At 35.6% G+C, this 25890-nt stretch carries 21 protein-coding genes; 7 read left to right on the top strand and 14 right to left on the bottom strand.

What is annotated here, in order from left to right:
- Positions 1 to 3: 3 nt before the first annotated feature.
- From KGI96_RS08260 to manA, 7 genes are all read right to left on the bottom strand, one after another.
- Positions 4 to 693, bottom strand: coding sequence for an electron transport complex subunit E (locus tag KGI96_RS08260; protein WP_211597277.1), 690 nt, complete (start codon positions 691 to 693; stop codon positions 4 to 6).
- An 8-nt stretch (positions 694 to 701) separates the two neighbouring features.
- Entirely contained in the window at positions 702 to 1427 is a 726-nt protein-coding gene (rsxG, locus tag KGI96_RS08255; RefSeq protein WP_211597278.1) for an electron transport complex subunit RsxG, read from the bottom strand.
- A gap of 1 nt (position 1428) precedes the next feature.
- Positions 1429 to 2526 carry an electron transport complex subunit RsxD gene (gene rsxD, locus KGI96_RS08250; protein WP_211597279.1) on the bottom strand — a complete coding sequence of 366 codons (1098 nt, stop codon included), beginning with the start codon at positions 2524 to 2526 and terminating at the stop codon, positions 1429 to 1431.
- Positions 2519 to 4579, bottom strand: a complete 2061-nt coding sequence (rsxC, locus tag KGI96_RS08245; RefSeq protein WP_211597280.1) for an electron transport complex subunit RsxC — start codon at positions 4577 to 4579, stop codon at positions 2519 to 2521. The genes rsxD and rsxC overlap by 8 nt, the downstream gene beginning before the upstream one ends.
- Positions 4569 to 5165 (bottom strand): electron transport complex subunit RsxB, encoded by a 597-nt coding sequence (gene rsxB, locus KGI96_RS08240; RefSeq protein ID WP_090923005.1) that lies wholly within the window; start codon positions 5163 to 5165, stop codon positions 4569 to 4571. The genes rsxC and rsxB overlap by 11 nt, the downstream gene beginning before the upstream one ends.
- Positions 5165 to 5746, bottom strand: a complete 582-nt coding sequence (gene rsxA / locus KGI96_RS08235) for an electron transport complex subunit RsxA (RefSeq protein ID WP_090923003.1) — start codon at positions 5744 to 5746, stop codon at positions 5165 to 5167. The genes rsxB and rsxA overlap by 1 nt, the downstream gene beginning before the upstream one ends.
- A gap of 173 nt (positions 5747 to 5919) precedes the next feature.
- Entirely contained in the window at positions 5920 to 7104 is a 1185-nt protein-coding gene (manA, locus tag KGI96_RS08230) for a mannose-6-phosphate isomerase, class I (RefSeq protein ID WP_211597281.1), read from the bottom strand.
- Positions 7105 to 7197: 93 nt separating this feature from the next.
- Between manA and KGI96_RS08225 the strand changes: the two genes are divergently transcribed.
- Together KGI96_RS08225 and mak are read left to right on the top strand one after the other, a co-directional pair.
- A complete protein-coding gene (locus KGI96_RS08225) occupies positions 7198 to 7977 on the top strand; it encodes a helix-turn-helix domain-containing protein (protein ID WP_211597282.1) in 780 nt (259 codons plus the stop codon).
- A 109-nt stretch (positions 7978 to 8086) separates the two neighbouring features.
- A complete protein-coding gene (gene mak / locus KGI96_RS08220) occupies positions 8087 to 8998 on the top strand; it encodes a fructokinase (protein ID WP_211597283.1) in 912 nt (303 codons plus the stop codon).
- A 100-nt stretch (positions 8999 to 9098) separates the two neighbouring features.
- Here mak and ubiH read toward each other — a convergent pair whose 3' ends face one another.
- The 6 genes from ubiH to glyQ all read right to left on the bottom strand — a co-directional run bounded on the left by ubiH (position 9099) and on the right by glyQ (position 19015).
- Positions 9099 to 10310, bottom strand: a complete 1212-nt coding sequence (gene ubiH / locus KGI96_RS08215) for a 2-octaprenyl-6-methoxyphenyl hydroxylase (protein WP_211597284.1) — start codon at positions 10308 to 10310, stop codon at positions 9099 to 9101.
- A gap of 42 nt (positions 10311 to 10352) precedes the next feature.
- Positions 10353 to 14390 carry a S6 family peptidase gene (locus tag KGI96_RS08210; protein ID WP_211597285.1) on the bottom strand — a complete coding sequence of 1346 codons (4038 nt, stop codon included), beginning with the start codon at positions 14388 to 14390 and terminating at the stop codon, positions 10353 to 10355.
- A gap of 261 nt (positions 14391 to 14651) precedes the next feature.
- Positions 14652 to 16718, bottom strand: coding sequence for a glycine--tRNA ligase subunit beta (gene glyS, locus KGI96_RS08205; protein ID WP_211597286.1), 2067 nt, complete (start codon positions 16716 to 16718; stop codon positions 14652 to 14654).
- Between the two features lie 57 nt (positions 16719 to 16775).
- Positions 16776 to 17789 (bottom strand): PDDEXK nuclease domain-containing protein, encoded by a 1014-nt coding sequence (locus KGI96_RS08200; protein WP_211597287.1) that lies wholly within the window; start codon positions 17787 to 17789, stop codon positions 16776 to 16778.
- Positions 17790 to 17822: 33 nt separating this feature from the next.
- Positions 17823 to 18086: a hypothetical protein gene (locus tag KGI96_RS08195; RefSeq protein ID WP_211597288.1), complete on the bottom strand. Its 264-nt coding sequence runs from the start codon at positions 18084 to 18086 to the stop codon at positions 17823 to 17825.
- 11 nt (positions 18087 to 18097) lie between these two features.
- A complete protein-coding gene (gene glyQ / locus KGI96_RS08190) occupies positions 18098 to 19015 on the bottom strand; it encodes a glycine--tRNA ligase subunit alpha (RefSeq protein ID WP_211597289.1) in 918 nt (305 codons plus the stop codon).
- 264 nt (positions 19016 to 19279) lie between these two features.
- Here glyQ and dapF point away from each other — a divergent pair, with 264 nt between their 5' ends.
- The 5 genes from dapF (at position 19280) to fmt (ending at position 25403) form a co-directional block, all read left to right on the top strand.
- Positions 19280 to 20104, top strand: coding sequence for a diaminopimelate epimerase (dapF, locus tag KGI96_RS08185; protein ID WP_211597290.1), 825 nt, complete (start codon positions 19280 to 19282; stop codon positions 20102 to 20104).
- Positions 20105 to 20116: 12 nt separating this feature from the next.
- A complete protein-coding gene (gene murB / locus KGI96_RS08180) occupies positions 20117 to 21142 on the top strand; it encodes a UDP-N-acetylmuramate dehydrogenase (protein WP_211597291.1) in 1026 nt (341 codons plus the stop codon).
- Complete coding sequence (locus KGI96_RS08175) at positions 21139 to 21900, top strand: biotin--[acetyl-CoA-carboxylase] ligase (protein ID WP_211597292.1); 762 nt, start codon at positions 21139 to 21141, stop codon at positions 21898 to 21900. Before murB ends, KGI96_RS08175 begins: the two co-directional genes overlap by 4 nt.
- Before the next feature lie 128 nt (positions 21901 to 22028).
- Entirely contained in the window at positions 22029 to 24359 is a 2331-nt protein-coding gene (gene rnr / locus KGI96_RS08170) for a ribonuclease R (protein ID WP_211597293.1), read from the top strand.
- Positions 24360 to 24452: 93 nt separating this feature from the next.
- Positions 24453 to 25403 carry a methionyl-tRNA formyltransferase gene (gene fmt / locus KGI96_RS08165; protein WP_211597294.1) on the top strand — a complete coding sequence of 317 codons (951 nt, stop codon included), beginning with the start codon at positions 24453 to 24455 and terminating at the stop codon, positions 25401 to 25403.
- A gap of 17 nt (positions 25404 to 25420) precedes the next feature.
- Here fmt and matP read toward each other — a convergent pair whose 3' ends face one another.
- Positions 25421 to 25867 carry a macrodomain Ter protein MatP gene (gene matP / locus KGI96_RS08160; protein WP_211597295.1) on the bottom strand — a complete coding sequence of 149 codons (447 nt, stop codon included), beginning with the start codon at positions 25865 to 25867 and terminating at the stop codon, positions 25421 to 25423.
- Positions 25868 to 25890: the final 23 nt, after the last annotated feature.

The following is a 25890-nucleotide window of genomic DNA, read 5'->3' as shown; positions in this document are numbered from 1 at the left end:
TACTCATTTTTTACCATTTTTTTCTATCCAATTTTTTCCAGCAAGTAAAATCCCTAACCCAATAAATGCACCGGGCGGAAGTACTGCGAGTAATAAACCTGAGTCAAAATTAAAAATATCTAAACGTAATCCCTTTGCCCAGTCACCCAGCAATAGATCTAAACCATCAAATAAGGTGCCTCTGCCGATTAACTCACGCATCGCACCTAATACCACTAACACAATGGTCATTCCTAATCCCATTGCAAAGCCATCGAAAGCAGAGTGTATAACCGAGTTTTTAGAGGCATAGGCTTCAGCTCGCCCAATTACAATACAATTAGTCACTATCAATGGAATAAAAATACCCAGAGATTGATAAATAGGATAAGCGAAAGCATTCATCAATAATTGAGCCGCTGTTACCATTGTGGCAATAATCATTACGTAAATAGGAATACGGATATCGTGAGGCGTAAATTTTTTGAACAGTGAAACAAGGGTGTTAGTACAAATTAACACCATTAAGGTTGCTATTCCTAAGCCTAAGGCATTAGTCACGTTATTAGATACTGCCAATAAAGGGCATAATCCTAATAATTGTACTAATGCACCATTATTTTTCCACACACCATCTTTGAGTAATTTTTTCCATTCTGAAGAGGGGGCTGGTGTATCTTCAATTTGTTTAATGGGAATTTGATTTTCTGTCATTTTTATTCCTAATTACAATCTGGAAATGTTCTAATTAATTTGGGTTGCAACAGTAAGGTTGTTACAAACCACTTCGCACTTTCTCGTACATTATTAACTACCGCTCTTGGTGTAACTGTCGCACCAGTAAACTGATCAAAAGTACCGCCATCTTTCTTAACGAACCACTGTTTTTCATTATTTTCTAACAGATAGGCCGTTAATGTTGCTCCTGTCAGTTGATCATATTTACCACCGTATTTATTTTCGGAAATCTCATTTAAACTGAGTTTTTTTCCATTAAAGGAGAGGATCCAATCTGATATTCTAATATCAATTTTATCTCCCAATCCCGGTGTTTCATTATGAGTTAATACTCGTACGCCTAGTACTTTTACACTTTTTTCTAAACGATCAAGTTGAAAGCCTTCCAGTAATACAATATCACCAGCATAGCCATTGGGTGCGGTACTTTGAATAGCATAAGCGGTCACTTTATTCCTTTTTTTTGCAAAATATATTCTATTTAAGAAAGGATAGTCTGCTAATTGTATTTTTTTACAAGTGGCTAAAATATCATTATCCATTATGTTGTGAGGAATAACTTCATTTAAAAATTGACGCTGTTGCTGTGCGATAACATTATCAATTTTATCTTTTGTCAGCCAATAAATACCCACAGAAAAAGAAGTACAAACCAATGCAACCGTTGCTAAGATAAAAGCATAACGCATTGAAATATTAAACGGTTTCATCTTATCTCCTTTTCCCTAATTTAGTGCCATATAAACGTGGTTGAGTATAATGATCTATTAATGGAACACAAATATTTGCTAGTAAAACAGAAAATGCAACGGCATCAGGGTAATTTCCATAATAACGAATGATATAAAGTAATAACCCAATCAAGGCTCCAAAAATTAACTTACCTTGAGGAGTAGTAGAGGCAGTGACAGGATCCGTTGCAATAAAAAACGCCCCGAACATCATTGCTCCACTGAGTAATTGAGCATAAAAACTTAAGTGAGAAGTCAAATCAGCAAGGAGCATATCAGTTAAGAATGCACACAACGTGAACACACTTAACATTGCAACAGGAATTTGCCAATGAATAATACGTTTATAGAGTAACACCAATCCACCCAATAAAAATGCCACATTTACTTGCCACCAGCCTTGTGCAACATACCAACTTCCTTTAATAAAAATTGGCGATTTTACAAGATCATAATAAGCGACATCAGGATTACAATCAGAACATAAACTAGCATAAAAGGTTTTTGCACTGTCTAATGGCGTTGCTTGAGAAATACCATCAACTTGACTAATTAATTGGTACAAATCAATACCTTGAGTAGTCACCCCTGAGAAAACTAACGATAAATGATCACTAAAATTAAGGGAATGTTTCAATAGTTCAACAGGCACTGCCCACGAAGTCATTTGTACTGGAAAAGAAACTAACAACAACGCATAGCCTACCATTGCAGGATTAAAAATATTTTGCCCCAAACCACCATAACAATGTTTCGCTAACAACAATGCCGCTAAGGTTCCAATCACAATAATCCAGTAAGGTGCATAAGGTGGAATTGCCATTGCCAACATCATTGCTGTGACTAACCCCGTCAAATCTGCTAAATAATAAGCGGTGGGTTTATGACGTAATTTTGCAACAGCTAATTCAATGAAAGTTGCCAAACTCAATGCAATACTTATTTGAATAAGTACACCATAACCAAAATAGTAACACTGCACTGCCAATGCAGGTAACATCGCCCCCATTACCCATAGCATAAATTTTGCAGTGAGATTGCTGGAGTGAGTATGTGGAGAGCTTGCCATCTTAAACATTATTATCTTCCTTTTGATTATTCTGTTGTGCCTCTTTTTTGGCTTTGGCTCTTGCTATCGCTTGTGCGACGGCAAGTTTACGAGGATCTTGTTCTGTTTTTGCAGTATCTGTTGTTGCAAATTGTTGTTCAGAAGTGACCGCTTGTTGCTCTTTTTGTTGAGCCTCTTTTTTTGCTTTAGCTCTTGCTATCGCTTGTGCGACGGCAAGTTTACGAGGGTCTTGTTCTGTTTGTGTCGTGCCTGTTTTTGCAGATTGTTGCTCAGAAGTGACCGCTTGCTGTTCTTTTTGTTGAGCCTCTTTTTTCGCTTTGGCTCTTGCTAAGGCTTGTGCAACGGCCAGTTTACGAGGATCTTGTTCTGTTTGTGAAGTTTCATTTTTTGCAAATTGTTGCTCAGAAGTCACCGCTTGTTGCTGTTTGGCTAAGCGTCTAGCTTTGCGTAGTGCCATTAACTCACTGTTATCTGGCTCACCTGCAATCGTTGTTTTAATCGCTTTAATTTCTACTTTTTGAGCTTGCTCTTTTTTTGATTTTAAGCGAGCGAGAGCCGCTTGAACAGGATCTTCTCCCTGCTGTTTTGATATCTGTTCACGACGTTTATCAGCCGCTTCTTGAATACGTTTTTCTCGTGCTTCTTTTTCTTTTTGTAAGCGAGCTTCACGAGCTTCAAAGCGTTGTTTTGCTTCAAGTGCTTGTTTTTCTTTTCGCTCAATTTCAGCAATTTCGGCTTTTTCATCTCTAAAATATTGTACCAACGGAATATTACTCGGACAGACAAAAGCACAAATTCCACATTCAATACAGGCATCCAAATTATAAGCTTTTGCTTTATCGTGATCTTTAGCTCGAGAATGCCAATATAGTTGTTGTGGTAACAAACCAATCGGACAGGCATCAGAGCAAATTGAACAACGGATACAATTACGCTCTAACTCTTCATCACTATATTCATCCACATTAGGCGCAATCACACAGTTTACGGTTTTGGTTACTGGCACTTGTAATGTTGGCACACTAAAGCCCATTAAAGGTCCACCAATCAAAACGGGGAAACATTTGCTTTCTTCAAATTGTACTTGTTCCAATAAATAATTTAATGGTGTACCTAATCTCGCCCACACATTGCCTTTTTGCCCAATACGATTACCTGTTAAGGTGACGACTCGTTCAATCAAGGCTTCATCATCTATCACCGCACGTTTTACGGCATAAGCCGTTCCCACATTGTGCATAACAATGCCCATTTCAATCGTACGTTTGCTTTGTGGAATTTCAAGTCCTGTTAAAACTTGGACTAGCTGATCCGATGATCCTGATGGATATTTAGTTGGTATAACACGCAGTTGAATATTTTTTGCATTTTTTAAGGCAGATCGTACCGCTTTAATGGCGTTGGGTTTATTATCTTCAATCGCAATCACCACTTCTTGAGGTTGTAATACATATTGTAAAATCTCAATGCCTTCAATCATTTCAGCGGTATAATCCTGCATTAAACGATCATCACAGGTGATATAAGGCTCACACTCTGCACCATTGATAATCAACAGTTCACAGCGAGTATCCGCATAATGTAATTTTGATGAGGTTGAAAATACTGCGCCACCTAACCCTGCAACACCTTTTTGGTAAATTTTATCAATAATCGTACCGCTATCATATTGAGTGTAATCAGTGATGGGGCAACGCTCACACCATTTATCTTCACCATCTGCTTGAATAACCACCGTTAATTCAGGTGACGCATTGATGTTGGTTGAAATATGTTCACCAATAGCAATCACTCGTCCTGATGTTGGAGAGTGAACAGGTAATTGTCTAAAATTCTCACCTTGAGTTAAAGGTTGTCCTTTTAAAACTTTATCTCCCTCTTTAACGCTCAAGTCCCCCGCAGAACCAGAATGCTGCACTACTGGTACATAAAAATGGCTTGGCAATGGCAAACGTTTAATAGGCGTTTGATTTGATTGCGATTTCATTTCTGGGGGATGTATGCCACCCGGGAAATCCCACAGTTTATTTTGGCGGATACGACTTACTGCATCATTTTTCATTATCGCCTCCCACCACTATTCTCTTTTGTATTTCTGTGGTATTGACAATAGGAATAATCAAGTTTTCATCCAGTGTCCAATTTCTTTTTGGTGTTGCTTGTTTTGATTTTATCATTTTAATACAATCCGTTGGACAAGGTGCAACACAAAGCTCACAGCCAGTACATAACTCAGGGATAATGGTGTGCATTGCTTTATTTGTACCAATAATCGCATCAACAGGGCAAGCCTGAATACACTTAGTACAACCAATACACATATCTTCTTCAATAAATGCCACCATTTCTTCTGGTGCTTCACCTTCCATTTCTGGCGGTTCAACGCCCATTAAATCAGCTATTTTAATAACTAAAGGAGGTCCACCTGGTATACATTTCGTAATATCATCGCCGTTGGCAATCGCCTCCGCATAAGGCTTACAGCCTGGATAACCACATTGAGCACATTGACTTTGAGGCAGGATTGCATCAATTTTTTCAACAATAGGATCGGCTTTAACCTTTAATTTTATTGAGGCGTAACCAAGTACAGCCCCTACAATAAGAGCAATAATGGTTAAAATGGCGATAACATAATAGGTCAGCATTAGATTTTAACCAACCCTGTAAAGCCCATAAAGGCAAGGGACATCAACCCAGCGGTAATTAATGCAATAGAAGATCCTTGAAAAATATGAGGAACATCTGCGGCGGCTAAACGTTCACGTAAAGCAGCAAATAACACTAAGACTAATGAAAAACCCGCTGCTGCACCAAAACCATATAATACTGATTCCACTAGGTTGTTGGATAAATTCACATTTAATAGAGCCACCCCTAACACGGCACAATTTGTGGTAATTAAGGGTAAATAAATACCTAATAGGCGATAAAGAGCGGGACTGGTTTTATGTACTAACATTTCTGTTAATTGTACGACGACCGCAATAATCAGAATAAAGGCAAGGGTTCGTAAAAATTGTGCATTAAAAGGGGCAAGAATATAGCTTTCAATTAAATAGGCAGAAAGTGATGCAACGGTTAGCACAAAGGTTGTCGCTAACCCCATACCAATCGCTGTTTCTATTTTTTTAGATACACCCATAAAAGGGCAAAGCCCTAAAAACTTTACTAATACAAAGTTATTAATTAAGGCTGTACTAATAATTAATAAAAGATAATCAACCATATTCCCACAATACTTTCCAAAAATGGTGACCATTATCGCATTTTTTAAGGGATTGGGGTAGGCTTTACAAGTATTTTCATTTGGTATAAAAAAATAAGCGGTCACTTGCTTTAAATTTTTTGCAAATGTTTAAATTCCTTGGTTATATCATTTAATTTTGTGATTTAAAATACTTATACGTAAGCCCTTGCAATCAAACCTTTACCACTATACTGATAACTTTCTAAACCGTAACCAATAAAAGCAGATTCTCCCTTGTGAAGAATAATTTGTTTGTTGTGAGAGTGAATTATAATTTCCCCTTTTGTACAAAATAAAATTTCCGCACTGTTTAACGAGTGTGTTTTTACATTTTCTGTTACCGTCATAATTGCAAATTTAAAATCTGGCACAGGAATAGGATATTCATTGTTATTATTTGGTTCTATTTTGATATTCTCAGGTGAAATAGAGTCAAATTTTGTGTTATCAATTAATTCTGCAACATCAATATATTTAGGGGTTAAACCTGCACGTAATACATTGTCAGAATTTGCCATAATTTCAAGACCTGTTCCTTGTACATAAGCGTGAGGTGTTTCAGCATATAAAAACATTGCTTCGTTAGGTTGAAGTTCAATCGTATTTAACATTAATGGCGATAATAACCCAATATCATTATCATAATATTGACGAAAATGTTGAATATAATCAAAAGCCTCTTTGCCTAATTTTGTTTTAGCCCCTTTCTCTAGTTGAGTATAAAGTTCTGTTAAGATTTGGTCTTTTTGTTCATTATTTAATGACATAATGGCACTGAAAAAGCGTTTTAATCCTTCACTATTTTGTGATTGTTTTAAGGCTGAAATTTCTTTTTTAAGGCTCAGTAGGTTAGCTTCTTTAAACAAACTAATGATTTGCTCAATAGGGCGAAATCCATTCATTGCTTTGTAAGGGGTCAAGGCATACACGAGTTCAGGCTTGTGATTAGGATCTTTATAATTACGATTAGGGGCTTTTAAGTCGATCCCTTTTTCATTTTCTTTAGCAAAACCCAATTCAGCTTTCTTTTTATTAGGGTGAACTTGAATAGAGAGTGGTTCTTCTGCACATAATACTTTAAATAAAAAAGGTAATTCTCCAAATTGTGAAGCGGTACGATTACCTAAAAAATTTGCAATATTCTGGTTAATTAGTGTTGAGAGCAACTCCCCAGTTTCTGCATTTTTAGAGCAGCCATTTGGGTGTGCTCCCATCCATAGTTCTGCTTGAGGTTTGTTATCAGGATTAGGAATGTCAAATAACTGATTTAACGATGTTTTACTTCCCCAAGCGTAATTTTGAATAACATTATTCAGTTTAAATAAAAGATCACTCATAATATTTACCTTATAAATAAATATATTAATTTTCTGTATTTAATCTGATTATATAATATAATCTGCCTATTATTCCATCATATGAGTTTAAAAATGTTTACCCATAAAACCTGTTTAACGGAAACTTTAATTTCAACGTTATTACATTCTAAAGAGATGACGTCTGAAATACTAAAGTGGGCGGACTATTTAGATATTGATTTAACTTCTCCTCGTATAGCTTGTATCATTGAAATGGAGAGTGATTCTCTTGAGGTGATGGTAGATAGAATTCAAATGATTCAAAAATGGTTAATGGCACAAAATAAGCAAAATCTTGTTATTCAACGATCTCTTTCTCAATTAGTATTATTAACGCCAGCATTAGACAGTGATGAGAAATGGGATTTGGAACAACATATCGCTTCTATGCAACAGTTAATTAATTATATTGAAGAGCCACATTTTACTGTCACTGTTGCGATAGGTCGTTATGTGGCACAATATAATCCTCATCATATAGCCACTTCTTATCAAACAGCTAAAGCGACATTACAAGCAGCTAAAATTCGATGCCCTAATAAAAAAATATATATTTATCAGGAGCTTATTCTTCCTATTTTATTTGAGAAATTAAAACAAGGTTGGGAGAAAGAAGAATTAGATTGTATTATGCAGAAATTAAAAGAGGCAGACGAAAACGGCATACTAAGAAACACGTTGTTTACGTGGTTTGAAAACAATATGCAATCGGTGAGTACAGCGAATATTTTAAATATTCATCGTAATTCTTTGGAATATAGATTAAACAAAATTGCTCAGATTACAGGACTTAATTTATCAAATACAGCAAATAAAGTATTACTTTATATTGCTTTATATTCGATATGTTAAATTAAGGTAAGCGGTATGATTGTGATAAAAATTTGCAAAAAATAAACTAAAAGTGACCGCTTACTAGATAAAATGTTTTGAATAATTATTTGAACAAAAGGAGAATATTATGCGAATTGGGATTGATTTAGGTGGTACAAAAATTGAAGTAATTGCCCTATCGGATCAAGGTGAAGAGTTATTTAGAAAACGTGTACCAACACCACAAGGCTCTTATCCAGATACATTGCAAGCAATTAAAGGTTTAGTTGATGATGCCGAAGTAGCAACAGGGCAAACGGGTACGGTAGGAATGGGTATCCCAGGGACAATTTCTCCGTTTACGGGTAAAGTAAAAAATGCTAATTCTACGTGGTTGAATGGGCAATATTTAGATAAAGATTTAGAAAAATTATTAGGACGTGAAATTCGTATTGCTAACGATGCTAACTGTATGACAGTTTCAGAAGCAACAGATGGAGCAGGGGCTGGGAAAGATATTGTTCTTGCCTTAATTTTAGGTACTGGCTGTGGTTCAGGTATCGTGATCAATGGCAAACCTCATAATGGTGCTAATGGTATTGGTGGAGAGTGGGGACATAATCCATTACCTTGGCAAGATGACGAAGAAAAAGCAGTAATGGAAAGTAAAGCTTGTCATTGTGGTCGAGCTGGGTGTATTGAGCAATTTATTTCAGGGACAGGCTTATGTGCTGATTATGAAAGACGCTCAGGCACTCGTTTAAAAGGGAATGAAATTGTTCAACTTTCTGAACAAGGCGATCCGATTGCGGAACAATCTCTGCAAGCTTATGAAAGACGTTTGGCAAAATCATTGGCGGAATACATTAATGTATTAGATCCTGATGTGGTTATCTTTGCGGGTGGGGTATGTAATATTGAACGTTTATATACCAACGTACCACGCTTAATGAATGATTATATCTTTGGTCGAGAATTCCAAACACCGATCAAAAAAGCAATGCACGGTGATTCTAGTGGGGTTCGAGGGGCAGCTTGGTTGTGGCCTTTGGAAAAATAGTAAATTTTTATTAAGATACTTCTATTCAGAATTATAGAGAATAAGACAATAGATTTATTAGAGGGTATAGTTGAAAAAAAGCGACTTTTTTCAACTATACCTACCACCCCAATGCACGATTAGCGACCCATTCTCGCCCTATTTTAAAATGATCTAAGCCAATCAACCCTAAGGTTCTCGCAAGCTGAATCGGTAAAAATTCGCAGCAAAAAATAGAAATCAAACCACTGGTTGAACGGATAATCTTATTCTGATCCGCTAAACGATTTTTCTCGAATTGACTTAACAGAGCATAATCCCCTAAATCCTTACCTTGCTCAAAAGCACCTGAAAGCAATTTCGCTAATTCAAATAAATCTCGCATTCCCAAATTAAAGCCTTGCCCTGCAACAGGGTGTAATAATTGTGAAGCATTGCCAACAATGGCCAAGCGATGATGAATATGGGAAGTGGCTTTTTGGGATTGTAATGGATAACTAAAACGACGGCTAGTACGCAAAAACTTACCTAATTTCCAACCAAAATTTTGTTGAAGTTTTGCCAAAAATTCTTCATCAGATAAACCCAATAATTCCGTTGGATCATTCACACACCACACCAACGACATCTGATTTTTGACCTCTGCCGTTTCACACAATGGCAATAATGCCAAAGGTCCTTGTAAAGTAAAACGCTCAAAGGCTTGTTGCTGGTGAGGTTGAGAAATTTCCACATTCGCAATAATCGCCGATTGATTATAATCTCGCAACTGTACCGTTTCCACGCCACATTGTTTAGCAATTTGTGATTGAATACCGTCCGCCGCTACGATTAACGCCGATTTTAATTGCTGACCAGAGTTTAAAGTGATTTCACAAGCGGTCTGATTTCGTTCAATATTTGCAACAGTATCAGGGCAGAAAAGCTGAATATTAGAATGTTTTTGAATAAGTTGTGAAAGCTCAAAACCGAGTTTGGCAAGCTCAACCACCACGCCCAATTGTGGCAAGTGCATTTCGGTAGCTTTTAAAGTCGTTTTACCAAAGTGATGTTGATCTGAAACCTGAATTTTTTGAATTGAAGTGCTAATACGACGCACGACATCGCTCAAATTTGTCGTACCAAGCGGTTGAATTTTTTGTAATTTTTGCAAACTTCCTTGTGCCAATGCGATACTTCTCGCATCAAATCCGCCCTGACTTTTAAAGTCTGGTTTGATCTTTTCCACAATCGCAATTTGCATTTTGTTATCCGTAAAACTACTCAATGCCAATGCTAAAATCGAGCCTGTCATCGCACCACCGACAATCACAACATCAAATTGCTGAGCCATATACCACCTCAATTTTTTATTATTTAGTAAATGCACGAAACATTAAAATTCAACATTAAACTTTAATGTACTATTTAAACCCAAATCTTTTTTATCTGTCACAAATCCCCCTAACAATAATTGAAGTGATATTTGTTTATTTAGGTTAATTCCTGCATCAAAGTTTAATTCAAAACGAACAGGATTTGAACGTTTAATACTATAAGGGCTAAATTCACTCATATTCACAAAGGAAATTGCTTTATCATCTTGATAATTAAACTCTTTTTTAACCATTGCATTTAGATTATAGTATGTGTTTTTATTCGCTATACTATATTCTAAACCGCCACCAATACGAGTATGAATTACATTGCTTTTCTGTTGTTTTAATACAGCCGTTTTTTGTGTTCCGATTCTGCTATAAAGAACGCCGAGTGTTGCAACAGGTTTTAAAGTATGAGTATAGTTTGCAATGGTATTTTGATATACATTATGCTTGTAATGCAAGTTTAATCCAACACTATACGCACTATAACGAGATGAAAGATCTTGTTGTAAGAATGATAGTTTTTTATACGTTGGGGAATGATTTTCATAGATTGCATTTACCTGCCCACCTACTTCAAATAAATTATTATAAATATAATTTGCATAGCCTCCCAAACTTAGAGTATGAATATCGCTATTATAAAAATCATTATTTGCAATGCCACCTTGATATGATAAGAAACCACCAATTAAAGAGTTCCCTTTTTCTAGATTTCTTCTATGATCATAGCCAAGGGTAATCCCACCTAAGTTTAAATTATGATAACTGTTTTTAGTTATTATTCCGTTTACATCAACCCAAAGATCATTATCTAATACCTTATTTTGCCACATTGTCTGCATACGCTGATTTATTTTGGTATAGTTATTCCATAAAATTTGTGGAGCAATGGTGTTTGGTATATTTGCAAATTTTTGTAAATAATCATCCGCTTGTTTTAATACATTATCTAATTGTGATTGTGCATTTTTCTCGCCAGTTTGGTAGGCAAAAATTGCCTTATCAAAATTATTTTTATAGGCACTATTTAGTGCTAATTTATCAATTCCTCTTTTATCAAAAGCCTCATAAATGGCTTGATATTTTGAGCTTATTTGTATATCAGGTTTCTTTGGTACTAGTGTAGGTTTTTCTTCTACAATAACATCAGGCGTTGGTGTAGATTTATTTTCTGTTGCATCAGGTAAGTTTTTGTCTTTAAAAATTACATAAATAGCATTACCCTCAGTTTTGTTATAACTTTTTATGTCTTGATCTAACTGGTTTTTAAAGTTGATTTCTCTTACTTGTCTTTGATCATCCAAATCATTTGCAACAATAAGTTTATAAACAGTATCAAGTTTTAATTTTTGACTATTTGCTTTTAAAAACTCAGAAAAAGTAACACTAATTTTTGAATTTGATTTAAACGTGATCTTTTTATTATTTCTCACGGCAACTAAATCATTTTCAGTATCTTTTAATGTACTATCATCTTTACCAACATTTTTTAAATCTAAAATGCCACTAATATTCATATTTGCAGAAAGTTGATTATTACTCACCGCATCAATATTTAAGTTTTCAATATTAAGAATACTTGCGTCAGTAGTCACGGTATTATTATTGAGTAAGGTAAAATTTTTAATGGTACTTTGCGTATTATTTTGAGCATTAAATACGCCATTATCAAGTATAAAACTATCAACCACCATTTGAGCATTATTTGCATTTATATTACCGCTCTTTTGAGTAATATTTCCGTTAAAAATCACTGTGCCAGCATCAATATTTTTACTTTCAACATCTTGTTGGAATGAATAACCATTTTTATAAGTATTTTCGCCATCAAATTTATCAATATAGTGCGTTAAATTACCACCGATATTTACCGTTGCATTAGTTGCAGTAATATTAGCTGTGGTTGCTGAACTTTTAGTCAAATTAAGCGTTGCTCCCTTTTTAAGGGTAATATTTTTTGCTTTATACTCTCGAAAATCCCAGTCGGTTTGCTCTAATCTATTTGGGCGAGATAAATCAATACCATCAAGTTTTAATGATAAATAATTCAAACATACTTTTTCTCTTTGATTACTATTCACATAATATTGTTCTAACTTGTTAGTGCTTGCCTCTGGTGAACAAGGATTAGCAGGTTTTTTAGGTAGTACAAAATCAGGATGATTTTTAATAATCTCCGTAAAATCTTGTTTACTGTTTACCCCTTTAAAATAAGCGTGAAGTGTTGGGTGTCCTTGAAGGTTTAGCGTTTTTCCTGCAAGTACATTCACTTCGCCATCAATATTAAATCCACCATCAAAAATATTATTATCATTATTTGGGTTAATATCAATTTTGCTAATTTTGTTATAAATCTCACCGCCTATAAATGCGTGAATAAGATTTTTATTCTCTTCGCTATTCTCAATGGTTAGAGTACTTGGCATATTATGAGAATTTTGTATTAAAGCACGATTATTATTTACCGAGAAATTTTTAATGCTTAAACTCTGCGAGTTTAGATCAAGAATACCGCCACGATCACCAAAGAATAGGTTATCTTGAACATTAAAATGAGAGTCAAGTTTTAGCTTACCGCCAGTATTGTAAATTTTATCAAAAGCATTGCTATTTTTAAGAATAACTTCACCGCTCCCAAAACGTAAATTACCGTTAGTTTGAGCATCTACAATTAAGCTACCATCACCAACTTTGTGTAAATCTTTATTATTTAAAACAACATTATTAAGAGTCAGCTCAGCCCCTTTTTCAACATCAACGCCTGCTATTTCACTAATATTATGGTTATTACCATCTAATATATTTTGCCCAGTAGTAAAAACTAACCCCCCAGTTGCAAGGTTTAAATCACTATTTAAAGAAAAGTGTTGTGCTACTTTAAAAATATTATCTTTATTCGGTTGTAAATCACTTTGATTTACAGATTGATTAAAACTATGCTCAAAATTCTTTTTATAATCATTAAATTCTTCTTGGATTGTTATCGAAAAGTCTGCGTGTTCATTCGTAAGCCCACCAGCACTGGTAACGCCAAGAAGCACCCATTTTTGTTTATCTTCATCCCAAGCAACAATTCCTGAACCACTATCCCCTCTAAATAGACCTGATTTAAATTTTACTAATTGATCATTTCTAGTGTTAGGTTTAGTCATAAAAGGTCTAAAAATAAAGCCTTCTCTTTTCCCACCATATTCTTTAAAATTAAAAAATGAGTAAAAATTAAGATCACCAAAATTTTCTGGAACATCGGTTACAATTTTCCAAACACCGCCACTTAACGCATTTGTCATATTAGAAATAACACAATCTTCGCCTTCTTTTTGACAAATAAATCCCTCTTTTTTAAGGGTTAACGCACCACGTCCACTTTGATACGCTTCATTAAATTTGCTGTAATATTTTTTTAATTTTTCTTTTGAGGTTTGTTTAAAACCATTTATATCACTATTTGGTTCATCATATTCTTCCCAGCATTTTTTTTTGGTATCATTAAATGGCATAGATTCACATTCTGCATATAAATCTTTTCTTTTTTGAATATCATTGTTTTGAGCAATATTATCTTCTACAAAAGCAGGATCGACTTTACCTTCAATAATATATTTTGAAGCTCTAAAATAAGAAGTATCTATACCATATTCCTTATGATCACGAGGCTTATTATTTTTTACACCAAAATCATATTGAGAAAGCCCCCAAGTTTGCATTAAAGGTAAATATGCATTTGGTTCTTTAAATTCTCCTGTAAGTTGCTTACTATCTTTAAATGCAGATACAACAACGTGATGAGCAGTAGTAACATAATTTCGCCCAAGTGAGGTTGTTGCACCAGAACGAGAGCGATGAGAAAAATCAGGGATTTTTTCAAACGTTTGTGTAATACCATTTTTACCCTCATACGTAAGAGGTGCTTGTGAAGGAATAAATTTTCCTCTATTTTGCCCAAAGTCAAGGTAATCACGATAAGTAAAGTTATTTAAGTCTAAGGTTTGAGAATGAACATAGCTTGCTACGAATAAAGCAAGGAAAGAAAATTGTAATTTTTTCATTTTTAATGCAAATGTATAATATTTATTATCAACATTATGGCAGATTCAAATTTGAAGTGCAACGCCCTCAAATCTAGATTTTACCTTAAATGATATTTGATTGATAAGCGATATATCATTTTTCATTTAGCCATTTGAGTTTTCTCTAAAATGATATCCAAGATAGAAAAAATCTAGCAAATACAAAAAGATAAGTCCTTGTGTATTTGCTAGATAATACTGCAAATTTCTTACTAAATCTTACCGCTTCATCATCACAATTTATTGTAAAACTGAAATATCCGCCACATTTAAGAACAAACGTTGTAGCGAGCCTAAAATTGCTAAACGGTTATTACGCAGTTTTTCATCTTCGGCATTTACCATTACTTTATCAAAGAAGGTATCCACCACATCACGTAAACTTGCTAACTGTTCTAAAATCGCTTGATATTCGCCGTTAGCAAATAATGGAGCTAAACTTGAATTTAACGCAATGATTTTTTCCGCTAACACTTTTTCCGCACCAATTTCACAAAGTGAAAGATCAATCTCGCCGACACTATTTTCTGCTTTGGCTAAGATATTCGCGACACGTTTATTCGCTGCTGCTAGAGCTTCAGCACTTTCTAGGGTTCGAAAATAAGCTACTGCACGCACACGCGCATCAAAATCTGCTGGTTTCGTTGGGCGACGAGCTAATACTGCTTGAATTACATCAACTGAAATACCTTCATCTTGATACCACGCACGGAAACGACCCAGCATAAAATCAACCACTTCATCAACCACATTTTTATTTGATAATTTATCGCCAAATAATTGTGCTGATTTTTGGATTAAATCCGTTAAATCTAATGGTAATTTTTTCTCAACGATAATACGCAATACACCTAATGCCGCACGACGCAATGCAAATGGGTCTTTATCCCCTTTTGGATACTGACCGATACCAAAAATACCCGTTAAAGTATCAATTTTATCTGCCAACGCAACGCTACACGCTACCAATGAAGTCGGTAGTTCATCGCCTGAGAAACGTGGCATATATTGTTCATTTAATGCAACTGCCACTTCTTCATCTTCACCATCGTGACGTGCATAGTGCATTCCCATTACGCCTTGCGTATCGGTAAATTCAAACACCATATTCGTCATCAAATCACATTTTGATAATAAACCCGCACGTTTCGCTTTGGTTTCATCTGCACCGATTTGTTTTGCAATTTCGCCACTGAGTTGCTCAATGCGAGCCGTTTTATCACGCACTGTGCCAAGCTGTTGCTGGAATAATACGGTTTCTAAACGTGGTAAATTATCTTCTAAACGCTGTTTTAAATCTGATTTAAAGAAAAATTCTGCGTCCGCTAAACGTGGACGAACCACTTTTTCATTTCCTTCGATCACAAACGTTGGATCTTCTGGGTTGATATTCGACACAAAAATAAAGTTCGGTAATAAGTTGCCTGCTTTATCATAAATAGGGAAATATTTTTGATCCCCTTTCATTGTGTAAACTAACGCCTCAGCAGGCACTTCTAAGAAACGCTCTTCAAATTTTGCCGCCATAACGACTGGAAATTCTACTAATGATGATACTTCTTCAAGTAAGTCTTCTTCGATATCCGCCACACCACCTAATGCTTCGGCTTTTGCTTGTGAATCTTTTAAAATGATCGCTTTACGCTCTTCAAAATCTGCAATAACCGAGCCTTTTTCACGCAAAATTTCAGGGTATTGATCCGCATTTGTGATCTCAACTTCTTGTTGCCCTAAAAAACGGTGTCCACGTAAAGTCGTACCACTTTTCACACCTAAAATTTCGCCGTCGATTAACTCATCGCCAAGCAACATCGTCACCGTATGCACAGGACGGATAAATTGCACAGTTTTATCGCCCCAACGCATTGCTTTTGGAATCGGTAATTTTGCCAACGCATTGTTGATAATCTCATTTAACAAGCATTTAGTTTCTTGCCCTTTGATAACGGCACGATGTACCAACCATTCGCCTTTATCCGTTGCGATACGCTCCGCCTGATCAACTGTAATCCCACAACCTCTTGCCCAGCCTTCCGCTGCTTTGGTTGGATTACCTTGATCATCAAATGCCGCCTTAACAGCAGGACCACGTTTTTCAATATTTTTATCTGGTTGCACCAATGCAAGCCCTAAAACTTTAACTGCCAAACGACGTGGTGCGGCAAACCATTCCACTTTATCAAAATTCAAACCCACTTGATTTAACTCTTGCTCCACATTGCCCGCAAACGCCAGCCCTAATTTTTTAAGTGCCTTCGGTGGTAACTCTTCTGTGCCAATCTCGGCAAGGAAATTTTTTGTTGTCATTTTGTTCTCTCTTTTAGACTGTTCACGCAGAGCGTGAATAATGTAATATTAAATTTTCTAAACGTTATTCAACGCTCTTACTTTTTCAATTTGTTGCTGTAACTGTAATTCTGTTGGTAAATAAGGTAAATATTTCGCACTAAAAATCTGTTTTCTATCGGCAAGTACAGAATATTTGGCAATCGCCTCGCTTTTCTCACTACACAACACTAAACCAATAGTTGGATTATCATCTTCGCCTTTAAATTGCTCATCGTACAAGCGAACATAAGTATCCATTTGTCCGATATCTTGGTGCTTCAACTTGCCAAGTTTTAAATCAATCAATAAAAAGCATTTCAGTTTGAAATTATAAAAAACTAAATCAATGTAAAAATCTTCATCATCAAAACGAATTCTTTTTTGACGCTCAACAAAAGCAAACCCTTTGCCTAATTCAAGTAAAAATTGCTGTAAATTATTGATTATCGCTTGCTCAACATTACTTTCTTGATAGGTTTTATCTTGTAAGTTTAAGAAATCTAAAATATAAGGATCACGCAAATAATCCTGTACCGTTTCTTTTAGCAATTCGGTTTTTTCTTCTGCCTCTTGTGCAACAACAGACTTATTTTGGCTTGCTAATAGACGTTCATAATAAAGTACTGAGATTTGACGATCTAACGCACGAGAAGACCAACTTTGCTCAACCGCTTCTTTTAAATACCATTCTCTTGCTTGCTGATCTTCAATACGAATTAAACTTCTATAATGTGTCCAACTCAATTCGGTACGCAGTGCGTTCCGAATTGGAAATGCAAGGTAAAATTGACGCATATTTCGTAAATTACGAACATCAAAACCCTTACCATACATTGCAGTTAAACGCTCTGATAAATTCTGTAATACATATTTACCATACTCAGCACGCTGTTGCCCTTGCTGTTCATCTTCCACAAGCAAACGTCCAATATCCCAATAGCATTGCACCATTGCAGAATTGACCGTTTGTTTAACTTGCTTTCTCGCTTGCTCGATAATTTGAGCAATGCTTTGAGTTAAGTCGTTATTTTCTGTTGGAAGATTATTCATAAATTCGCAAATTCTCTCTAAAATCTAACCGCTTTAACCAAAAACATTTTGTAATTCTTCACGATCTAAAATCACTTTTTCATCGTCTAATACCAAAGCAGGAATACCAATATTGCCTAAACTTTTTGGCATATCAAAAGCCGAATGATTATCTCGTAATTTCAAAAAGCGTTTGAAGTTCGCCATTGATTCAAAAATATTTACTTCTTCATATTCAACATTTAATCGCCCTAATTCTTGCTTAAATGGAATAGTATCAGGACATAAATCAGCATAGAAAAGAATCAGTTTAGTCATTTGAGAATTCCTTATTTTTTACACATTGGAAACCCTAACGCTTCACGGCTTGCATAATACGCCTCAGCCACACCTTTAGTTAATGCACGGATACGTAAGATATAACGTTGTCTTTCAGTTACAGAGATCGCTTTGCGTGCGTCAAGTAAGTTAAAGCAATGCCCTGCTTTTAGGATACGTTCGTAAGCTGGCAATGGTAATGGTTGTTCTAATTCTAATAACGCTTTGGCTTCTTTTTCGTATTCTTCAAAGCAGTGGAATAAGAACTCAACATTTGCGTGTTCAAAGTTATAAGTTGATTGTTCCACTTCGTTTTGGTGGAACACATCGCCGTAAGTAGTTTTGCCAAATTTTCCATCTGACCACACTAAATTGTAAACGCTGTCTACACCTTGAATGTACATTGCTAAACGCTCTAAACCATAAGTAATTTCGCCGGTAACTGGTTTACATTCTAATCCGCCCACTTGTTGGAAATAGGTAAATTGAGTTACTTCCATTCCGTTTAACCACACTTCCCAGCCTAAGCCCCACGCACCTAGCGTTGGATTTTCCCAGTTGTCTTCCACAAAACGAATATCGTGAACTAATGGATCAAAACCAAGCATTTTTAAGCTGTTTAAATATAATTCTTGGATATTATCTGGCGATGGTTTAATAACCACTTGGAATTGATAATAATGCTGTAAACGGTTTGGGTTTTCGCCATAGCGACCGTCAGTTGGACGACGAGAAGGCTGAACATAAGCTGATGCCATTGGTTCAGGACCAATCGCACGCAAACAAGTCATTGGGTGCGAAGTGCCTGCTCCCACTTCTAAATCAAAAGGTTGTACGATAGTACAGCCTTGCTCTGCCCAGTAATCTTGCAGGGCTAAAATCATACCTTGGAATGTTTTTACATTGAATTTGGTTGTTGCTGTTGTCATTATTTGTACCTAATTCTTAAAAGTGAATAGAAAATTGCTTTTATTATACCTTTAAGCGGTCACTTATTGGAGATTTTTTGCAAATTTTTATTAAAATCATACCGCTTATATTTACTTCAATCGCTAAAATATTATTTTTTTATACATATTTGCGTTCTTACTGTTAAAATTTATAAAGATTTATTTTATTTATAGATAGCAATCAGCAGATTGAAACTCTATAATTCTAGCTAGACATATTTACATATCTCAATAGGAAAAGTTATGCAATTCTCAAAGATGCACGGATTAGGTAATGATTTTATGGTAATTGATGGGGTGACACAAAATGTGTATCTAAGCCCTGATCTTATTCGTAAATGGGCTGATCGTCGTCGTGGAATTGGGTTTGATCAACTTTTATTAGTCGAGCCACCTTATAGTCCTGAGTTAGATTTTCATTATCGTATTTTTAATGCAGATGGAACAGAAGTCTCACAATGTGGCAATGGTGCAAGATGTTTTGCCCGTTTTGTTAACCTTAAAGGATTAACAAATAAAAAAGAAATTAAAGTCAGTACAGCAAAAGGAAAGATGACTTTATTTTTACAAGATAATGGTAATATACGAGTCAATATGGGTAAACCTATTTGGGAACCTGCTAAAATTCCTTTCACTGCAAATAAATTTGAGAAAAATTATTTACTTTTGACTGACATTCAAACCGCTATTTGTGGTGTGGTATCAATGGGTAATCCTCACTGTGTATTGCAAGTAGATAATGTAGAAACAGCAAACGTAAATAAATTGGGTGCATTACTCGAAAGCCACGAACGTTTTCCTGAAAAAACGAATGTTGGATTTATGCAAGTACTTACTCGTAATCATATTAAGTTACGAGTTTTTGAGCGAGGTGTAGGGGAAACTCAAGCCTGTGGAAGTGGTGCTTGTGGAGCTGTTGCAGTAGGCATTATGCAGGGTGTGTTAGATCATAGTGTGAAAGTAGAATTACGAGGTGGTTCACTACAAATTGAATGGCAAGGTGAAGGACAGGATCTCTTTATGACAGGTAGTGCTACCCACATTTATGATGGTTATATCCATTTTTAATTTGCAAGGTTAATGATAATGACAAAAAATTTAAACCCCTTCCATACTTTTCACTTAGACGTAAAGGCAAAAGATATTGTTGAAATTTATTCGATTAAACAATTAATTGTTGAATGGCGAAATACTTTACCCCCCAAACTATTACTCGGGCAAGGTAGCAACGTTCTATTTTTAGATGATTTCAAGGGAACGGTGTTTATCAATTGTTTAAAAGGTATTCATCATTATGAAGACGATAATTTTCACTATTTACAAGTTTCAGGTGGCGAAAATTGGCATCAATTTGTCAAATGGACGCTCGATCGTGATATTGCTGGACTAGAAAATTTAGCCTTAATTCCGGGATGTGTTGGTTCATCACCTATTCAAAATATTGGTGCTTACGGGGTTGAGCTAGAGCAAGTATGTGATTATGTGGAAGTATTAGATTTAAACAGCGGAAAAACTTTTCGTTTAACCAATGATGAATGTCAATTTGGTTATCGAGACAGTATATTTAAACATCAATATAAAGATAATTTTGCCATTATTACTGTTGGTTTTAAATTAGCTAAAATGTGGCAACCAAAATTAGAATATGGGTCATTAAGTCAATTTGATCCTGAAACTGTAACAGCTAAACAGATTTTTGATGAAGTTTGTAAAGTACGGATGGAAAAATTACCTAACCCTGAAGAATTTGGTAATGCAGGAAGTTTTTTTAAAAATCCAGTTATAGAGTTTGCAAAATTTGAACAACTTCGTACCGCTTATCCATTAATCCCACACTACCCACAACCTAATGGTACAGTAAAATTACCTGCTGGTTGGTTAATAGATCAATGCCATTTAAAAGGGTTCAAAATGGGAGGCGCAATGGTACACCTCAAACAAGCCCTTGTTATTATCAATAATGGTAATGCTACAGGTGCTGATATTGTTGCATTAGCTAAAGTTGTTCGTAAGCAAGTTTGTGAAAAATTTGGGGTGAACATTTTACCTGAAGTTCGTTTTATTGCTTCAAATGGCGAAGTAGATAGTGAAGAAATAACACGATGAATAAAGCGTTGAGCACATCAGTTATTCAATCACAACTAACAATGGGTCAGTTGTGTCTATTTGATGAATTAAATTCTACCAATGAATATTTATTGACTAATTGTAATACCTTATCTCAAGGTTCTGTTTGTATTACAAAAAAACAAACTGCTGGACGTGGTCGGCGTGGGCGTAACTGGATTGCACCAAAGGGAAATTTAAATTACTCACTAATATGGTCTTATCCTATTAATTCTAATTTAATCTTACCTCCACTAAGTTTAGTTGTTGCGTTAATAGTGATTGAGAGTTTACAACAGCAAGGTATCCAAGATTTAACAATTAAATGGCCAAATGATATTTATCATAAAGGTAAAAAAGTGGCAGGAGTTCTTATTGAACTTAAAACTATGCCCCCCCATATTTATTTAGTAATGGGTATTGGTATTAATTTAGCTCCAATATCAAAAGAAAATACGATTGATCAACCTGTCAGTACTCTCTTTGGGTATGATATTAATCCTAATCAACTTGTTCTTTGTTTAACTAAAAAGTTACAACAAATGTTAATCAATTATCCTCAAACAGGCTTTAAGCCTTATTTTAGTCTGTGGAAAAATTATGACCTGTTTTTACAAAAAGAAGTATCGGTAATTACAGACGCTCAAATATATAAAGGTATTTCACAAGGTATTAATGAACAAGGAGAGCTTATATTACAACAGAAAAATAGTTTTCTTTACTTTTCCGTTGGAGAAGTATCATTAAGAAAAGGATAATAAATACTCATTTAATAGTGAAAAAGTATTATAATATAATTAACAACAATACAATTATTAGGTAAGAACATAATAAATTTGTAAATTTTTACCAACATCTTACCGCTAGAAAGAAGAAGGAACGCCTTATGCAAGACCCAAATTATCAACAAGAATCTGAAAAATACGATAATCCCGTACCCAGCCGAGAATTTATTTTAGACACCATTCGTCAATATGATGCCCCAATGAGCCGTGAAGAGTTGCTTAAATCATTTAATATCGATGATGAAGAACGAACGGAAGGCGTGCGTCGTCGTTTACGAGCAATGGAAAATTCAGGGCAACTGATTTTTACCAAACGTAAGCGTTATGCGTTACCTGAAAAAATGGATTTACTCAAAGGTACGGTAGTTGGACATCGAGATGGCTACGGTTTTTTAAACGTAGAAGGTGAAGATGACGATTGGTTTATTCCAAACGGACAAATGAGCCGAGTGCTACACGGCGATTATGTATTAGCTCAACCGAATGGCAGAGATCGTCGTGGGCGTAAAGAAATTCGTATTGTGCGAGTGATTGAAGCACGTAAGAAACAGCTTGTAGGACGCTTTTTCCTAGAATCAGGTGTGGGCTTTGTCGTACCTGATGATAGCCGTATTACCCAAGATATTTTAATTCCTGATGAACATCGCTTAGGGGCGAGAATGGGGCAAATCGTAGTGGTGGAATTAAAAGAACGCACTGCGAGTTTTAAACGCCCAATCGGTGTGATCACTGAAATTTTAGGCGAAAACCTAGCACCGGGAATGGAAATTGAGATCGCCTTGCGAAACCACGATATTCCTTATGAATGGTCAAAAGAAGTTGAAAAACAGGTCGAAAAACTCAAAGAAGACGTGCCAGAAGAAGCAAAATTAGGGCGTGTTGATCTGCGAGAATTACCACTGGTTACTATTGATGGCGAGAGTGCCAGAGATTTTGATGATGCGGTATTCTGTCAAAAAGAAGGCAACGGCTGGCGTTTGTGGGTGGCGATTGCGGACGTGAGTTATTATGTTCGTCCTAAAACAGCACTAGATTTAGAGGCTATTCAGCGTGGTAACTCGGTTTATTTCCCAAATCGTGTTGTACCAATGTTACCAGAAGTGCTTTCAAATGGACTTTGTTCATTAAATCCACAGGTAGATCGTCTCTGTCTAGTGGCGGAAATGACCGTATCAGAAAAAGGAAAATTAACGGGTTATGAGTTTTATGAAGCGGTAATGAACTCCCACGCACGTTTAACCTATACCAAAGTATGGAAAATGCTACAAGGTGACGAAGACTTACGTGAACGCTACGCACCGCTAGTGCCACATTTAGAAGAATTAAATAATATGTTCAAGGTGCTAACAAAAGCACGTCAAAATCGTGGTGCAATAGAGTTTGATACCATAGAAAGTCAATTTATTTTTAACCCAGAAGGGCGTATTGAACGTATTGAACCGTTAATTCGCAATGACGCACATAAAATTATCGAAGAGTGTATGATTTTAGCCAATGTTGCCTCAGCAAAATTTATCGAAAAAGCTAATGAACCGTCGTTATACCGTGTTCACGCGTTGCCAAGTGAGGAAAAACTGACAAGTTTTAGAACTTTCTTAAAAGAACACGGCTTATTATTAGATGGTGGCTTAAAGCCAACGCCAAAACATTATGCCAAATTATTGGAAAAAGTGCGTGAACGTCCTGATGCTGAATTAATTCAAACAATGCTGTTACGTTCTTTAAAACAAGCGGTTTATTCTGCGGATAACGTGGGGCATTTTGGATTAGCTTTAACAGAATATGCTCACTTTACTTCGCCAATTCGTCGTTACCCTGACTTATTATTACACCGTGCAATTAAATATTTGATGGAAAAAGAGAAAGGTAATAAACGTTATTATACTGACGGTGGCGGTTATCATTATAAAATTGATGATATCGATCAATTCGGCGAAAAATGTTCAGCAACGGAACGTCGTGCTGATGATGCAACCCGTGAAGTGGCGGATTGGCTGAAATGCGAATATATGCAGGATCATATCGGCGAAGAATTTGATGGTGTGATTACCAGCGTAACTGGTTTTGGGTTATTTGTAAAAATTACCGAATTGATGATCGATGGTTTAGTACATATTTCCACCTTAGATAATGATTATTACCGTTATGATGCTGATCGTCAGCGTCTAGTTGGCGGAAGTGGAATTATTTATCGCTTAGGGGATCAAGTAAAAATCAAAGTAGCAGGCGTGAATTTAGATGATAAAAAAATAGATTTTGTTCTACTTGATTCAAAAGGTCGTTCATTGGGGTATGGCAAAGCTAAAAAGCCGACCAAGAAAAAACCAAAAAGTAAAACTAAAAAAGCTGTTTTCAAAGAAACTTCAACGGTAAAAACGAAGAAGAAAAAAGCACAGAAAACGGTAAAAAATCGTAACAAAAAGACAGTATAAAAATAACATTGATGAAATGAATAGCGGTAAGATCTAGCTAAAAATTTGCAAATTTTGATCAAGATCGTACCGCTTAGCAAGTATGAGAAGACAATGAAAAAACTAAATATTATTTTTGCAGGCACGCCAGATTTTGCTGCTCAACATTTACAACAATTAATTGGTTCACAACATAATATTGTGGCGGTTTACACACAACCAGATAAACCTGCAGGACGTGGTAAAAAACTAACAGCAAGCCCTGTAAAAAAATTGGCTCTTGAACATCATTTAACAGTTTATCAACCAAAATCATTGCGTAATGAAGAGGCTTTAACTGAATTACAAACACTCAATGCGGATGTAATGGTTGTGGTTGCTTATGGATTAATTCTCCCTGAAGATGTTTTGAATACCCCTCGCTTAGGTTGTTTAAACGTACACGGTTCACTACTTCCTCGTTGGCGTGGTGCAGCTCCTATTCAACGTGCAATTTGGGCGGGTGATAAAGAAACAGGTGTCACCATTATGCAAATGGATAAAGGGCTGGATACTGGTGATATGCTATATAAAGTGACTACTGATATCGCTAATGATGAAACCTCTGCGTCTCTTTATCAAAAGTTAGCAGATATTGCTCCTCAAGCATTGTTAACAGTATTAGATAATTTAGAAAGTGGGAAATTTCCACCTCAAAAACAACAAGATGAGTTAGCCAATTATGCGGAAAAACTCACTAAAGAAGAGGCGAAATTAGACTGGAATTTATCTGCTAGTCAGTTGGAGCGTAATATTCGAGCCTTTAACCCTGCTCCTGTGGCTTATTTAACTCTTGATATCAATGACAAAGAAGAGCGAGTAAAAATATATCAAGCAGAGGTATTAGAACATCAAGAAAAAGAAATTGGTACGATTTTAGCCGTAGATAAAACAGGTATTCAAATCGCGACACAACAAGGGGTGTTAAATATTACTCAATTACAACCGCAGGGGAAAAAGCCAATGATGACCCAAGATTTTTTAAATGGTCGTGGTGATTGGTTTAAAGTAGGGGATAAACTTTAGTTACTAAGAAAATGCCCCTATTTTAATAGATCTTTTAAATTTTGTTTCATCCTAGCAATTTGATCAATATAAATTTGTTTATTATCTAATTCATCAATAAGATGTTCGATAGTTTCCGACAGAGTCATCTCTAATTCTTTTGATTTTTCAGATAATCTTAACCAACTTGAATATTCCAAATCAATTGATTTTTTCTTGGTTGTCTGTTTTTCAGCATTAAAAAAACGTTTTCTCTTAGCTCGAACTGATTGACGCATTTTTTTTCGTTGTTCTGGTGTCATCTCAGTTTTAACCCACTGTTCAATTTCTTCTGGGCAGTTCTGTAAAGCAATAAGTGTTTCAATTTTTAATTCAATAAGGCTTTGTTCTTGATGTTTGGTAATGGCTTCACCTGTTTGATGTTTCTTTAACAAGTATTGCCATTTCCAATTTGCTTCTTGAATATCTAATCTTTGGTATCTCATTCATTTATCCTTTTTTAGAATTT

The sequence above is a fragment of the Phocoenobacter atlanticus subsp. cyclopteri genome, assembly GCF_018343795.1.
GTDB lineage: Bacteria > Pseudomonadota > Gammaproteobacteria > Enterobacterales > Pasteurellaceae > Phocoenobacter > Phocoenobacter atlanticus.
The sequence above is the reverse complement of the archived record's forward strand: the minus strand, read 5'-3'. Positions and strand labels throughout refer to the sequence as shown.

Excerpts from the sequence above, each read along its gene's own strand:
- KGI96_RS08260 (WP_211597277.1), bottom strand. The coding sequence starts at position 693 with ATGACAGAAAATCAAATTCCCATTAAACAAATTGAAGATACACCAGCC.
- rsxG (WP_211597278.1), bottom strand. The coding sequence starts at position 1,427 with ATGAAACCGTTTAATATTTCAATGCGTTATGCTTTTATCTTAGCAACG.
- rsxD (WP_211597279.1), bottom strand. The coding sequence starts at position 2,526 with ATGTTTAAGATGGCAAGCTCTCCACATACTCACTCCAGCAATCTCACT.
- rsxC (WP_211597280.1), bottom strand. The coding sequence starts at position 4,579 with ATGAAAAATGATGCAGTAAGTCGTATCCGCCAAAATAAACTGTGGGAT.
- rsxB (WP_090923005.1), bottom strand. The coding sequence starts at position 5,165 with ATGCTGACCTATTATGTTATCGCCATTTTAACCATTATTGCTCTTATT.
- rsxA (WP_090923003.1), bottom strand. The coding sequence starts at position 5,746 with ATGGTTGATTATCTTTTATTAATTATTAGTACAGCCTTAATTAATAAC.
- manA (WP_211597281.1), bottom strand. The coding sequence starts at position 7,104 with ATGAGTGATCTTTTATTTAAACTGAATAATGTTATTCAAAATTACGCT.
- KGI96_RS08225 (WP_211597282.1), top strand. The coding sequence starts at position 7,198 with ATGTTTACCCATAAAACCTGTTTAACGGAAACTTTAATTTCAACGTTA.
- mak (WP_211597283.1), top strand. The coding sequence starts at position 8,087 with ATGCGAATTGGGATTGATTTAGGTGGTACAAAAATTGAAGTAATTGCC.
- ubiH (WP_211597284.1), bottom strand. The coding sequence starts at position 10,310 with ATGGCTCAGCAATTTGATGTTGTGATTGTCGGTGGTGCGATGACAGGC.
- KGI96_RS08210 (WP_211597285.1), bottom strand. The coding sequence starts at position 14,390 with ATGAAAAAATTACAATTTTCTTTCCTTGCTTTATTCGTAGCAAGCTAT.
- glyS (WP_211597286.1), bottom strand. The coding sequence starts at position 16,718 with ATGACAACAAAAAATTTCCTTGCCGAGATTGGCACAGAAGAGTTACCA.
- KGI96_RS08200 (WP_211597287.1), bottom strand. The coding sequence starts at position 17,789 with ATGAATAATCTTCCAACAGAAAATAACGACTTAACTCAAAGCATTGCT.
- KGI96_RS08195 (WP_211597288.1), bottom strand. The coding sequence starts at position 18,086 with ATGACTAAACTGATTCTTTTCTATGCTGATTTATGTCCTGATACTATT.
- glyQ (WP_211597289.1), bottom strand. The coding sequence starts at position 19,015 with ATGACAACAGCAACAACCAAATTCAATGTAAAAACATTCCAAGGTATG.
- dapF (WP_211597290.1), top strand. The coding sequence starts at position 19,280 with ATGCAATTCTCAAAGATGCACGGATTAGGTAATGATTTTATGGTAATT.
- murB (WP_211597291.1), top strand. The coding sequence starts at position 20,117 with ATGATAATGACAAAAAATTTAAACCCCTTCCATACTTTTCACTTAGAC.
- KGI96_RS08175 (WP_211597292.1), top strand. The coding sequence starts at position 21,139 with ATGAATAAAGCGTTGAGCACATCAGTTATTCAATCACAACTAACAATG.
- rnr (WP_211597293.1), top strand. The coding sequence starts at position 22,029 with ATGCAAGACCCAAATTATCAACAAGAATCTGAAAAATACGATAATCCC.
- fmt (WP_211597294.1), top strand. The coding sequence starts at position 24,453 with ATGAAAAAACTAAATATTATTTTTGCAGGCACGCCAGATTTTGCTGCT.
- matP (WP_211597295.1), bottom strand. The coding sequence starts at position 25,867 with ATGAGATACCAAAGATTAGATATTCAAGAAGCAAATTGGAAATGGCAA.